The following is a 13,676-nucleotide window of genomic DNA, read 5'->3' as shown; positions in this document are numbered from 1 at the left end:
TCTTCATTTAGATATCCGCTTCAGCTAGCTTTAGATCAACAATTGATTTAAGAAGCTTAAACAAACGGATAGATGCATCAATTTCCTCTTTGCGGTTTGTTAGGCTTTCAATATTTAAACCGATTGGAATATCTAGCGGCATCACCGCTTCAAGTATCTGCTCTAAATTGTTACGGCATATACGGATAGATTCCTGCAGAGGGCTATGCGCATCCATAATTCTAAATTTAGTGGCTTCAGGTACAGAGATACCTAACCATTCCATAAACTCCAGTGTTTTGGTGCTGCCACAAGGTGTAAAGGTTAAAATCACGCGCTGTGGTTGAGTCCCGTTTTCTTTACACTTTCTCGCGTAGCTACTTAGCATATCGATAGTAGCTTGAGCGTTGTAGACCGCTTGAGAGACAAAAAATTCACAGCCTTGTGAGGATTTGCTTATTAAACGTTCATGCTCGTTTCCTTTGGACGCATGACGTTCAGCAATCGTGACTCCACCTAGTTGGAAGTTTGCAGGGTGATCAGCGATCGCCGAATAAGCATCGTTAAGGCTAAGTTTAATTTCACCTTCAGAGGACGGGCTACCGACAAGTACAGTATCGCGTATACCAAAGGTGTTCCAAGCTTCATCTAACCACTCAATGAAAGATGCTTGATCTCTTTGAGATACACTCTTATAAGTAATAATAGATTTCTCAGACTTTTCCCGTAAAAGCTTAGAGTATGCGCGTGGATCTAAGGTGCGCATAAATGGGAACGGGCGTGGCATATGTATACGGCTACTCTCATCCTGAATGTCGTAAACAATTAGTCCGTCGTAATCTACAAACTGCAGACGATCAAGCAGCTTGTCTGCGATTTCAGCCGTAGCTTCTTCTGTCGTTGTTGCCTTTGGTGGTGTTGTGCCAAAAAGATAAACTCCACGGCGTTTGTCGGCAAACTTGGTTCTGAGATCCTGTTTCATGATAATTTTACTTTTTATCTAAGCTTTAAGTTGTGCCTATTCTAACAATTAATTTTTTTCATGTAGTTAGGATATAAGATGAAATTTTTTATAACTTTGTTGAGTAAATTTAATAAGCAAGAATAAAAAGGTGGGTAGGTGTGTGAGTAATGCCAAGTTTGATTTAGCTAAAACGACTCAAGAGATTAAGAGAGCGGGGAAGGGTATACCGCCTCTAGATGAGTGGAATCCCGATTTTTGTGGCGATATTGATATGCGCATTGCGCGTAACGGTGAGTGGTTTTATATGGGGACACCGATTACGCGGCCGGCAATGGTTAAGCTCTTTTCAACTGTGTTATGGGAAGAGAAGGGGCAGTATTATTTAAAAACACCTGTGGAGAAAATTGGTATTCAAGTGGAGGATGCTCCTTTTGTTATTACTTCAGTTGAACGACAGCAAGGGAAGTTTGGTGAGGAGCTTTGCTTTAAAACGATGACCGACGATACCGTTGTGTTGGGTAAAGGTCATAAATTATGGGTTGAATATTCTGAAGAGACGGAGGAACCCTCTCCCTATTTGGACGTTCGATTCGGCATGAAAGGGCTGATTCATCGTAATGTATTTTATGAATTAGTAAATATGGCAGAGGAGAGGCAGAGTTCATCAGGGCAAACCTTAGTAATTAAGAGCCAAGGACTGGAGTTTACTTTGGGGCTGCTGAATTAGTTTAAGTTAATAAGTCATTTTTATTCAGGGAGGTCTATGAATAAAAAAGGCCGCAGGCCAGAAGCCTGCGACAAAAAATACCTTAAGATGCAGGAGCATTAAGGCATTGCTCTAGAATGCATGGGTAGGAGTCATTTAGAGCAGTCTTACTCATCCATGAGCAAGTTAGTCCTCTAAGGGAGGATATTAAGATGGCATTATCTCAACGCTATCTCCTTGCAAACGAGCAGGCCAAACAGGCACCTGTACCTCTTCATCTTCAAAGCAGGCACCTGTGTTGAGTGAGAAGTGTTGTTTGTATAGAGGCGAAGCCACCATCGGTTCACCTTTAAGATCGCCGATGAGTCCTCTCGCAAGTACATTTGCACCACTAAAAGGGTCATGATTGCTTATCGCAAAAATTTCATTTTTGTAATCAGGGATATAAAATAGAGCGATCTGCTGTCCTTCATAAACAGCGGCAATTCCCGAGTGTTTGATCAAATCGTTCTTATCACAAAGTTTGATCCAGTCTGCGTTTGGGCTAGTTGTCATTACTCATCTCCTTCAATTCGTTTCTACAGTTTTAGGCTGGACGGACCTGATCTCGTTCCATAATGTGAACAATCTGTGGGTCAGCTTGTTGATCACTGTTCACAACACTGCGGAAGCGTTTTAGCTTGTCTTCGTCTTCTAATGTAGATTTCCATTCACATTGGTAAGTGTCCACAACGTGGGACATTTGTGACTCTAATTCCTCAGCTATATTTAGCTTGTCCTCAATGACAACATCTTTTAAGTAATCTAACCCGCCTTCCATATTGTCCATCCAAACGGATGTTCTTTGTAAACGGTCACCGGTTTTAACGTAGAACATTAATACACGGTCGATATACTTAATGAGGGTTTCATCATCTAAGTCCGTAGCAAATAGGTCAGCATGACGAGGTTTCATACCGCCGTTACCGCAAACATATAAGTTCCAGCCGTTCTCTGTTGCAATGACTCCGATGTCTTTACTCTGAGCTTCTGCGCACTCACGTGTACAACCTGAAACGGCAAACTTGATTTTGTGAGGTGAACGAAGGCCTTTGTAGCGATTTTCTAGTTTGATCGCCATGCCTGCACTGTCATTAACACCGAAACGGCACCATGTGCTACCAACACAAGATTTAACGGTACGTAATGACTTACCGTAGGCGTGACCTGTCTCAAAACCGGCATCAACAAGTTCTTTCCAGATAAGTGGAAGCTCATGAAGTTGGGCACCAAAAAGGTCAACGCGCTGTCCGCCGGTGATTTTTGTATACAGACTGTATTTTTTAGCAACTTGTCCTAACACGATTAGCTTATCAGGTGTGATCTCACCGCCTGCGATACGTGGAACGATCGAATAGGTACCGTTCTTTTGCATATTGGCCATGAACGTATCATTCGTATCCTGCAAGGAAACGTGCGGTTCATCCATGATATGCTCATTCCAGCATGATGCTAGAATCGAACCGGCTGTAGGTTTACAGATTTCACAACCTAAGCCTTTACCGTGCTTCTCTAATAGTTCTGAGTAGCTGCGAATGCCTTCAACACGAATGATGTGGTAAAGCTCTTCACGTGTGTATGCGAAGTGTTCACATAGGTCTGTACATACTTCAACACCACGCTTTTCAAGTTCGCAGTCAACAACGCTTTTCAGCATGGCGGCACAACCACCACAGCCTGACGCTGCTTTTGTTACATCTTTTACATCTGCAACAGATGTGGCGCCTTCATCAATAGAGCAGCAGATCTGGCCTTTAGTTACGTTAAGGCAAGAACAGATAGTGGCCTCATCGGGTAGTGCATCAGGGCCTAGAGCCGGTGCTGCGGATCCGTCCATTGATGGAAGAATAAGGGCCTGCGGCTTCTCTGGAAGATCAATACCGTTAAGGGCGTACTGTAAAAGAGTATCGTATTTGCTGTTATCACCTACCAGTACTGAACCGAGCAGCTTGGTACGGTCTTCAGAAACCACAATACGGTAATAAACCTGTTCATCTTCATCTAAATAGCGATAGCTGATACTGCCAGGTGTCTTACCGTGGGCATCTCCAATTGAGCCTACATCGACACCTAAAAGTTTCAACTTGGTGCTCATATCTGCCCCGGTAAAGGCAGCTTCATCACCTGAAATATTGGCAACAGCTGTTTTAGCCATCGTGTAGCCTGGCGCGACTAAACCAAAGATTTGGTTATTCCAAAGAGCACACTCACCAATTGCATAGATGCTTGGGTCTGAAGTTAGGCATTGGTCATTGACGAGAATCCCGCCGCGCTCCCCAATTTCAAGTTCACTGCTCCGTGCGAGTGCATCCTGAGGGCGAATACCAGCGGAGAATAATATTAGGTCGGTTTCAAGGAATGAGCCATCACTAAAGTTCATACGGTAAGTATGGCTTTCACCAGGAATGATTTCAGTGGTGGCTTTGTTGCAATGTACATCTACATCTAACGCTTCGATCTTCTTCTTAAGAAGCTCGCCGCCATCTTCATCAAGCTGAACTGGCATCAGGCGTGGGGCAAACTCTACAACGTGAGCTTTAAGGCCAAGTGCTTTAAGGGCGTTTGCTGCTTCTAAACCAAGTAAACCACCACCAACGACAACACCGGTTGAAGCGTTGCTTGCGCAGGCTTGGATTTTATCAAGATCTTCTAAGGTGCGATAAACAAAGCAGGCATCACCATCATTACCCGGAATTGGGGGTACAAAAGGGTATGAACCAGTCGCAAGTACGAGTGTATCGTAGGGGTACGTAGCTTGCTCCGTGATAACCTGCTTTGCATCGCGATCGATCTGCGTAGCACCTTCACTTAAGTGAAGCTGCACGCCATGAGTGTTATAGAAATTATCTTCTACGAGACAGAGGTCTTCATAGGTGGAGTCGCCGAAATATTCCGAAAGGTGAACACGATCATAAGCTGCACGTGATTCCTCTGCTAAAATATGGATTTCATACTCGCCAGCCACTTCATTTTCAACAAAGTTTTCTATGAAGTGGTGGCCCACCATGCCGTTACCAATAACGACTAACTGCTTTTTGTTACTGCTGCTATTTGTAGTAGCCATAGAAGATATACCCATTTCTTGTGTTTGAGTGTCTTGAGAGCAGAACGGGCTGCCGAAGAGCAACTGTTGTCTGTTCGCACTCAAATCGTTGTTTTGTTTTAACTGATCGAAATACCACTGCCCTTCACGGGTATCGCCATATAAAACGGCCCCCACTAGTCGGTTATCTTTCAGCCAAAGTTTTCTGTATTCGTTGTGTTTTACATCGTGGTAAACCAGAGTTTCAGTGTCTGGTGTATCGATTAGAGATCCGCAGGAGAAAAGCTCAATGCCGCTAATCTTTAACTGGGTAGCAACTGCTTGCTCTTTATATTCCCCTGCTTCATTAAGAAGACTTGAAACCAGAATGTCGGCTTGCTGCCAAATAGGAGCAACAAGCCCATATGTAAATGATTCAAATTGGCAGCATTCGCCAAGTGAGAAGATGTTTTGGTCGCTCGTTTGCATTTGAGCATTAACTAGAATGCCGCGTTGGCAGTTAAGCTCAGTGTCGACGGCTAGGGCTTTGTTAGGTGTTACGCCGATTGCTGTGACAACAAGGTCTGCAGGAAGTCTTTCGCCTGTAGCAAGTAGTACGGATTCAACTGAATCGCTACCTTCTAGTTCCTGAGTATTGGCTGCTAATCGAAATTTGATACCGCGTTCTTCAAGAGAATTGAGCAGCATTTTTCCAGCTGTTTCATCTAGCTGATTGTCTAGAAGAAAGTTCCCTCTATGTAATAGGGTTACATCCATACCTTGAACGCGAAGGCCTTCAGCGGCCTCTAAACCAAGGAAACCACCGCCGATAACAACGGCGTGTTTCTTCTTGGTAGCAATATCTTGCATCAGCGCGACATCTTTAAGTGTTCTAAAGCTCATAACGCCATCAAGCTCTGCACCCGGAATAGGTAGAACAGTAGGATAAGAACCTGTCGCTATAACAAGGTAGTCGTAATTTACGCGTATACCTTTTTCGCTAATGATCAGCTTTTGTGAGCGGTCAATTGTTTCTACAGGGTCTTGGCTGTGTAATTTAATTCCCTGTTCTGCATACCACTGTGTTGAGAGGGTGATGACCTTATCCATACTGAGTTCACCACTCAGTAAGTTTGATAGCAGTACACGGTTATAACTACCGCCTGGTTCTTCACCAAAAACGGTAATATCAAACTGGTTTGCAGCACGTTCTGATAAACGCTGCAATAACCGGCCTGTAGCCATTCCGTTTCCAATAATTACCAAACGTTTTTTCATAACGATCCTAAACAAAAAAATAAAAAAAAGGCGCTTACATGCAACATGAATAAACATGTTGATGTAGAACGCCTTTGTTCTAATAGTTAGCAGTAGTCACTGATGAAGCTTAATCAATTCAGTTATGTGGTCTAATAAAGCATAAGCTGTGCCAGAATTTGAAAAAGCAATATATATCAATTAGTTGTTGTTTTTGTGTTGATTGTAGATGCCCGTTTTTGGCGGTGAAAGGCTGTTTTTTGATGCACTGCACACTGACTTTGGTCGAATGTGGTGCACTCTTATGGAGGATTGTTTGGGGCTGGTAGGTGGCAGCGTAGATAGAAGTAGTGTCTAAAACTGCTTTTAAGTATTAATAACTAGCTGGAGTATATTTAATGCAAGCATGATGGCGGCTATGATCTTCCATCCCAGCAGCGGATTTTTTTCCATCATGGGTTGGTGCTGAATTTTAGATTCAAGATTACGATTTGGATGTAGAAGGTCCTGTTGAAACTCAGATAAAGCCTCGTAGCGAAACCTTGGGTTAGGTTGTAAGGTTTTTTTCAGGCAGCCTTCGACCCAGAGAGGAAGGTCTTTCCGGTGGTGAAGTGCTGGGGTGTAGTTCATCTCTCCATAACTACTCAGTTTTATGTCGTTAGTGGACATTTCGTCATAGGGGAGTTTTCCTGTGATCATTTCGTAGACGATTACACCGAGTGAAAAAAGATCTGATTTAAAATTACCGGGTTCCCCTAGTAAATATTCTGGCGCAACATAGTTAACCGACCCTTGGGGTATTGATTTATCAAGGGGGGAGGTCATCTCCTCTATTCCTGCGATTTTCACTGTGCCGAAGTCGAGAATTTTTACACGCCCATCTTGGTTAATCATGATGTTTTCAGGTTTCAGATCCTGATGCACCATATCGGCACGTTGGAAGGCGCGAAGGCCCTGTACAATCTGTTTCGTGAGTTGACGGACGTCATCGAGACAAGGGGTAGGGTTATCATTCATCCATTGGCGTAAATTCATGCCTTGAATGTGTTCGCCCAAGTAATACAGGAAATTTTTGTCACGCAGACTAGGATAGGTCTTCATGACATTAGGGTGATCGATACGCTGCCCAACCCACTCTTCACGAATGAAACCATCTAAATAGAGAGTGTCTTCTGAGAAATTGGTAGAGGGTGCTTTTAGGACAAACTGCTTTTGACTCTCCGTATCTTTGACTAGATACATATGACTGCGTGTACCGCTGAAAATGACATCGAGTACTTCATAGCCATCAATCTTGTTACCAACCTCCATGACGGGAGGGATGGGTAGCTGAACTAGACGGTTATGGCTTTCATCGAGTGTTTCATTAGGTAGATCATCAACGCAAACAATAAGCGCTGTCAGGTTGTCATCACTTCCGTTTTCTAGCGCTTGTTGTATAAGTGATTTCGCTGCTTCTTCGGGGTTATCATAGCCCGCTGTTAACGTAGCTATTATTTCACGGTGGGTGAGAAACTCATGAACACCATCGGTGGTCATTAATAACATATCGCCTTCTTCGATAAGACGAGTCGCGTAATCAACTTCTAAATGCCCGTCGCCTCCAAGGGCGCGAGAAAGGTAGTTTTTTCCACCTGATTTACGCACATGATCTTGTGTCAGTTGTTCTAGTTGTCCGTTTTGAAGAAGATAAATCCGAGAGTCGCCCACATGAAACCAGTGAACGGTGTTGGATTTAACAACCAGCGCTGAAAAGGTGCATAGTAAACTATCTTTTTCTCGGCTACTGCGAGCATTCTCTTTATGAAGCCAGCTATTTAGGGCTGTCATCACACGGGACACTGAATTTCTGACACTCCAGCTATGCGGAGTACTAAAATAGTCTTGCATAAAGCTAGTCACACTTGTTTGACTGGCAATATGTGAATCTTCACAGCTGCTAACGCCATCGGCGATAACGGCTGCGCCTCCCTTAAACTCTAAGTCTGCTTTCTCAGGTAGATGAGCGGCAAAAGCATCTTGGTTGATGCTTTTAAGTCCTTGGCTGGATTTGCCGCCGAAGCGAAGAGCGAGAGGTTTGTGTGTCATCTATTTTTTACGGAGCTATTAATTGATTAATCGCTCCGTATCTCCACTTGTTGCTGTGATTAGTTCACTTTGATCAGTTCGACTGTGCCGTCTTCATTTACTTCAGCCATATGGCCTTTTGGTTCTTCTAAGAATAGAAGAGTTATAAAGCCAAGTACTGCTGTTACCGCAATAACGGTAAAGAAAGTTGAGTAATCCACCATCGATAGAACTGTTAGATAGAATACAGCACCCACATTACCATACGCGCCAGTCATACCTGCAATCTGTCCAGTTAGACGTCTTTTAATCAGTGGTACAACAGCAAAAACAGCGCCTTCACCCGCTTGTACAAAGAAAGAACAAGCCATGGCTGCGCCAACGGCTAAGAATAGTGGCCAGCTACTATCGATAAGCGACATCGTTGCGTAACCAGCAGCTAAGCCTGCTGTTAGAATAAGGAGGGTTTTCTTACGGCCAAATCGGTCACTAATCCAACCACCACCAGGGCGAGACATTAAGTTCATAAATGCATAAGCGGAGGCAAGTAAGCCTGCATATACCATGTCCAACTCAAATACGTCAGCAAAGAACAGTGGCAGCATAGAGACAACAGCTAACTCTGAACCGAAGGTTGCAAAGTAAAGTACATTAAGTACAGCGACTTGCTTGAATTTGTACTGCTCTATTTCAGGAACGGGAGTGTTGAAAATTTCTCTGTTGATGTCGTATGCACTGTAGCAATCGTAAACAAAGATAACGCCTAAAATAATATAGATAGCTAGCGCTGCAGTATCAGACAGGATAGACACACCAGCGGGTGAAAGTTTCCATGTCAGCAGAGACAGCGCTGCGTACATAGGTAGCTTCATGATAAGCAATAGATAGAAGTCAGCTGTAGAAGTAACTTCCATACCACCTATTTTTTTCGGCTTAAAATAAGTTGATCCTTTAGGTGTATCGGTAACATTTTTGTACCATACAAAGCTGAATAACAAGCTCATTACACCGGTTAGACCTACCGCATAACGCCAGCCATCATCGCCGCCAAAAATGACAACTAATGTTGGCAGTAACATGGCCGCTGCTGCAGAACCAAAGTTGCCCCAGCCGCCGTAAATACCTTCAGCAGTACCTAGTTCATTGGCAGGGAACCATTCACTTACCATCCGGATACCGACAACAAAACCAGCGCCGATAAAGCCTAAAAGAAAGCGAGAGATCGCTGCTTCGGCAAAATCAGTTGATAGGGCAAACATAAAGCAAGGAATGCTGGCAAAAAATAGAAGGGCAGCATAAGTAATACGTGGCCCATATTTATCAGTCAACATGCCAATAATTATTCGGGCTGGAATTGTAAGTGCCACGTTAAGAATTAAGAGTGTTTTAATCTCTGCTTTGGTTAACCCTAAGGATTCAGCGATTGCACCGAGTAGGGGAGCATGGTTAAACCATACAAAGAAAGTAATGAAAAATGCCATCCAGCTCAAGTGCAAGATTTTCATTTTTCCGGTAAAAGAAAAAAGATTTATTTTTCCACTGTCACTCATAATTGTGGCCTCATAATAAAAGTTATAAATTCTAAAAAATAAAAAAGGCGTTCAACTCTCATCGTAATGAATAAGAGTATGAACGCCTTTGTTCAATTTGTAGCAAAGTTAATGCGCTTTTTTGGTGCGTTTTCTAAGTCGTTAGTCTTAGTTTTGCACCTTAATGGAGTTCTGAATTCTTTTTAATCGCCATTGATTGTAGGGAATTCAGGCTCTACGCCGCTTTTTCTTCGCTCTTTGATTTTATAACTTGCACGTCTTGTGCCACATCTTCATTTTTTTCTTTATCTTCAGTTTTTGGACTGTCGGGAGTGCGTTGCTTTTCGTAAAGGAATTTAAGCACTTCATGTCGATAGTGGTTATAAGTTGGGTCGTCGGCCAATGCTAAACGGTCGCGGGGGCGTGGCAGATCAATATTCAATATTTCACCGACGGAAGCTGCAGGACCATTGGTCATCATAACGATTCGGTCTGATAGGAGTACCGCTTCATCTACATCATGGGTAATCATAATAACGGTGTTGTTAAGATCTTTTTGGATCTCCATTAAGGAATCTTGCAAGTGGGCACGTGTTAAAGCATCGAGTGCACCAAAAGGCTCATCCATTAACATTACCGTTGGTTCCATGGCGAGTGCACGTGCAATACCTACACGCTGTTTCATACCCCCTGATATTTCATCAGGGCGTTTATCCATTGCGTGGTCCATATGAACTAAAGATAGGTTATGTTCTATCCATTCACGCATTTCACTTTTGCTTTTGGTTTTTCCGAAAACCTGTTTTACCGCTAATTCGACATTTTCATAAGCGGTTAACCAAGGTAAAAGGGAATGGTTCTGGAATACAACTGCACGCTCAGGTCCAGGGGCATTAACCTCTTTGCCGTCTAGTAAGCAGCCGCCTTTTGTTGCTTGGTAAAGGCCCGCAACAATGTTAAGAACGGTGGACTTACCGCAGCCTGAGTGGCCAATCAGGGAAACAAACTCACCTTTATTGATGGTTAGATTGACATCCTGTAAGGCTTTAAACGGGCCGTTGGGTGTAGGGAAGTCGATATCGACCTGTGTTAGCTCTAAATGCTTTGGAGGTTGTGTCATGATAATTCTCCTTGTTTCTCAGATCGATTGATTAACGAAGTACTACTGATTTGTCCCAAGATACTTTGCGTTGCAAAAATAGCATGCAGCGATCAAGTAGGAAGCCGATAAGGCCGATAACTAATACAGCCACCATGATTCTGCCAAGGGAGCTTGAACTACCATTCTGAAACTCGTCCCAAACGAATTTACCTAATCCGGGGTTTTGCGCTAGCATCTCTGCGGCAATCAGTACCATCCATGCGATACCTAGCGATAAGCGAAGCCCTGTAAACATCATAGGAATAGCGGATGGCAAAACGATCTTGATGACGTGTGTCAGCCAATTTAAACGTAATACCTGCGAAACGTTTTGTAGGTCCTTGCTAATTGAAGAGACACCTACTGCGGTATTTAACAGTGTTGGCCATAAGCTACATAGTGATACGGTAATCAGTGATGTAATAAAGGATTTAGCAAACATCGGGTCTTTGCTGACATAAACAGCACTCACGACCATGGTTACAAGAGGAAGCCATGCGAGGGGAGAGACCGGTTTAAATAATTGGATAAGTGGGTTGAATGCTGAATACAGCGTACTGTTTAGCCCGATTACAATACCCGCAGGAATAGCAATCATTGAGGCTATGATAAAGCCAGTTAATACAGTGATTAAACTCGTTAAAATCTGATCAAAAAAGGTAGGTTTACCTGTATAAGGGCGTACCTTGATTGTGGCGTTTGGATCTTTTTCTAGTTTTTTGGCATTACGTACGTCTTGACGTTCGTAAAATGCGACCTCTTTTAGACGCTCGGCATTGTGATCTTTAATTAAGTTAACACTTTGTTCATACACGGCTACTGGGCCTGGGAAAACACCGAGTGATGTATGGATACTTTTAGCGCCGATTTCCCAAATAGCAAGGAAAAGCAATAGACCAATAAGAGGTACAAGTACTGATTTTGCTAGCGCAGTAAAGCTGCTTTTAGGGCTTTCAAAATAGGCACTTAGGCCTAGCGTTGCGATTAAATTGCTCATAATAATATACTCTCTTGTTGATCAGGCTCCCCTCCGTAAAGAGGGGAGTTTTGACTTGGCTAGAATCAAATTTTCTGTTCAGGCTTTAGACCAATTGAGAATTTTTTAAGGTATTCGTTAGGCTGTTTACCATCATATGTAATGTTATCAATGAAGTGTGTCTGCGGAGCTTTGAAGCCATCTTCAGTAGAAAAGTCTGGGAACATATCAGCAGACATTTTTCCTTCTTCAATTAGCTCTTTAGCAGCAGTCGCATAGATATCAGGACGGTATACTTTTTTCGCAATATCCATGAACCATTCATCAGATTTAGGTTCGGCAATCTGACCCCAGCGGCGCATCTGCGTTAGATACCAGATAGCATCCGAGTAGTATGGGTAAGTTGCGTTATGACGGAAGAATACGTTGAAATCAGGGACTTCACGTTTGTCTCCTTTTTCATATTCAAATGTACCTGTCATGGAGTTCGCAATAACATCGTAATCGGCACCGACATATTCAGAGCGTGATAGGATCTCTACCGCTTCTGGGCGGTTGCCATTGTTATTATCATCGAGCCATTTAGCGGCGCGAATCATCGCTTTAACAACACGTAAATGGGTATTTGGGTTTTCGTCTGCCCAACCTTTAGATACGCCAAATACTTTCTCTGGGTTGTTTTTCCATATTTCGTAATCGGTAACGACTGGAACACCGATACCTTTAAAGACGGCCTGTTGGTTCCAAGGTTCACCTACGCAGTAGCCGTAGATAGTTCCCGCTTCTAGTGTGGCTGGCATCTGTGGAGGAGGTGTTACAGAGAGTAATGCATCAGCATCAATCGTTCCGGACGTGTCGCCTTTATGTGGTGCGTAATAACCTGGGTTAATGCCACCTGCAGCAAGCCAGTATCTTAACTCATAGTTATGAGTAGAGACTGGGAATACCATGCCCATGTTGAAAGGTTTACCTTCATCTTTATATTTTTCAACGATAGGTTTTAATGCGTCGGCTTTGATTGGATGTACCGGCTTGCCATCTGGACCATTAGGAACGTATTGCTTCATTTGATCCCAAATGTCGTTAGATACCGTAATCGCGTTACCGTTAAGGTCCATGCTGAACGCTGTAACGATATGTGATTGAGTACCGAAGCCGATTGTCGCACCTAGAGGCTGACCCGCAAGCATGTGAGCACCATCAAGCTGCCCATCGATAACGCGGTCTAAAAGAACTTTCCAGTTTGCTTGTGCTTCTAATGTTACATAGAGGCCTTCATCTTCAAAGAAACCTTTTTCATAAGCAACGGCTAGAGGCGCCATGTCAGTTAGTTTGATAAAACCAAACTTCAGGTCTTCTTTTTCAGGCTCTCCTATTGCGGCCCAAGCAGGGACGGTAATAAGTGATGCAGCTAAAACTGTGCTACTAATAATTTTGCTGAGTAGAGCCGTTTTTTTCTTAAGCATGGATCGTTCCCCCAATCTTAAAAAACAAAAAAGCGCCCACGTAACCACTGTAGTGTGATCCGTTGAGGCGCCTTTGCCATAAAATAAAATGTAAGGCCAACTTCAGCCTTTTAAAATCTTTAGAGTGCCTCATCGTTGAGTTACTCTGTTGTGATAATTATAAAGCATTAGCTGTGCCATGTTTTATTTTTTCTTTAAAATCAGTGTTTTAGTGTTTTTTGTGGTTTGTTTTCTGTTTGTGTTTAAGTCGTGTTGCGCTGCACAATAGTGCAGCAGTGATCACTTTAGGGGCAAATTTGAATGATTTATAAACGCTATAAAGTCGATTTTTCTTAAGGACGTTAAGGCTGAATGGGAGGGCATAAGATAGGGGGGAATAGGAGAGCAAAGGATAGAAGGAATAGTTAGACGTAAATTAAATCTAATATGTCGGGCACAATAAAAAAAATCGGGGCTAGATCATGTAAAGCGTGCTCTTTAATTGACAGGTTTACTTTTGCTACTGATACTATTTTCTGTAGTAGCCATTG

At 43.1% G+C, this 13,676-nt stretch carries 9 protein-coding genes and 1 pseudogene; 1 reads left to right on the top strand and 9 read right to left on the bottom strand.

Translation table 11 applies throughout. The features are described from left to right. Nucleotides 1–7: 7 nt before the first annotated feature. Nucleotides 8–961: a methylenetetrahydrofolate reductase gene (locus B4K11_RS02470; protein WP_292959212.1), complete on the bottom strand. Its 954-nt coding sequence runs from the start codon at nucleotides 959–961 to the stop codon at nucleotides 8–10. A 142-nt stretch (nucleotides 962–1,103) separates the two neighbouring features. On the opposite strand from B4K11_RS02470, the gene B4K11_RS02465 reads away from it, so the two are divergent. Next, on the top strand, nucleotides 1,104–1,670 hold the full coding sequence (locus B4K11_RS02465; RefSeq protein ID WP_292957296.1) for a DUF1285 domain-containing protein: 567 nt from the start codon (nucleotides 1,104–1,106) through the stop codon (nucleotides 1,668–1,670). A 186-nt stretch (nucleotides 1,671–1,856) separates the two neighbouring features. Here the strand turns inward: B4K11_RS02465 and nirD are convergent, their stop codons facing one another. The 8 genes and pseudogenes from nirD to B4K11_RS02425 all read right to left on the bottom strand — a co-directional run bounded on the left by nirD (nucleotide 1,857) and on the right by B4K11_RS02425 (nucleotide 13,146). Further along, nucleotides 1,857–2,204, bottom strand: coding sequence for a nitrite reductase small subunit NirD (nirD, locus tag B4K11_RS02460; RefSeq protein ID WP_292957298.1), 348 nt, complete (start codon nucleotides 2,202–2,204; stop codon nucleotides 1,857–1,859). A 31-nt stretch (nucleotides 2,205–2,235) separates the two neighbouring features. Beyond that, nucleotides 2,236–4,752 carry a nitrite reductase large subunit NirB gene (nirB, locus tag B4K11_RS02455; protein WP_292957367.1) on the bottom strand — a complete coding sequence of 839 codons (2,517 nt, stop codon included), beginning with the start codon at nucleotides 4,750–4,752 and terminating at the stop codon, nucleotides 2,236–2,238. Nucleotides 4,753–4,857: 105 nt separating this feature from the next. Then, nucleotides 4,858–5,988 (bottom strand): annotated as a pseudogene (locus B4K11_RS02450) (NAD(P)/FAD-dependent oxidoreductase); the annotation flags it as partial. A 345-nt stretch (nucleotides 5,989–6,333) separates the two neighbouring features. Further along, entirely contained in the window at nucleotides 6,334–8,055 is a 1,722-nt protein-coding gene (locus B4K11_RS02445; protein ID WP_292957300.1) for a bifunctional protein-serine/threonine kinase/phosphatase, read from the bottom strand. Nucleotides 8,056–8,114: 59 nt separating this feature from the next. Then, nucleotides 8,115–9,584, bottom strand: a complete 1,470-nt coding sequence (locus B4K11_RS02440; RefSeq protein WP_292957302.1) for a NarK family nitrate/nitrite MFS transporter — start codon at nucleotides 9,582–9,584, stop codon at nucleotides 8,115–8,117. Between the two features lie 214 nt (nucleotides 9,585–9,798). Beyond that, nucleotides 9,799–10,683: an ABC transporter ATP-binding protein gene (locus B4K11_RS02435; protein WP_292957304.1), complete on the bottom strand. Its 885-nt coding sequence runs from the start codon at nucleotides 10,681–10,683 to the stop codon at nucleotides 9,799–9,801. A 31-nt stretch (nucleotides 10,684–10,714) separates the two neighbouring features. Next, nucleotides 10,715–11,701 carry an ABC transporter permease gene (locus tag B4K11_RS02430; protein WP_292957306.1) on the bottom strand — a complete coding sequence of 329 codons (987 nt, stop codon included), beginning with the start codon at nucleotides 11,699–11,701 and terminating at the stop codon, nucleotides 10,715–10,717. A 65-nt stretch (nucleotides 11,702–11,766) separates the two neighbouring features. Continuing rightward, nucleotides 11,767–13,146: a CmpA/NrtA family ABC transporter substrate-binding protein gene (locus B4K11_RS02425; RefSeq protein WP_292957308.1), complete on the bottom strand. Its 1,380-nt coding sequence runs from the start codon at nucleotides 13,144–13,146 to the stop codon at nucleotides 11,767–11,769. Nucleotides 13,147–13,676 lie beyond the last annotated feature (530 nt).

Source organism: Neptuniibacter sp. UBA6509, from assembly GCA_002435145.1.
Lineage (GTDB): Bacteria > Pseudomonadota > Gammaproteobacteria > Pseudomonadales > Balneatricaceae > Neptuniibacter.
Note: the sequence above shows the minus strand (reverse complement) of the source record. Positions and strands in the feature narration are given on the sequence as shown.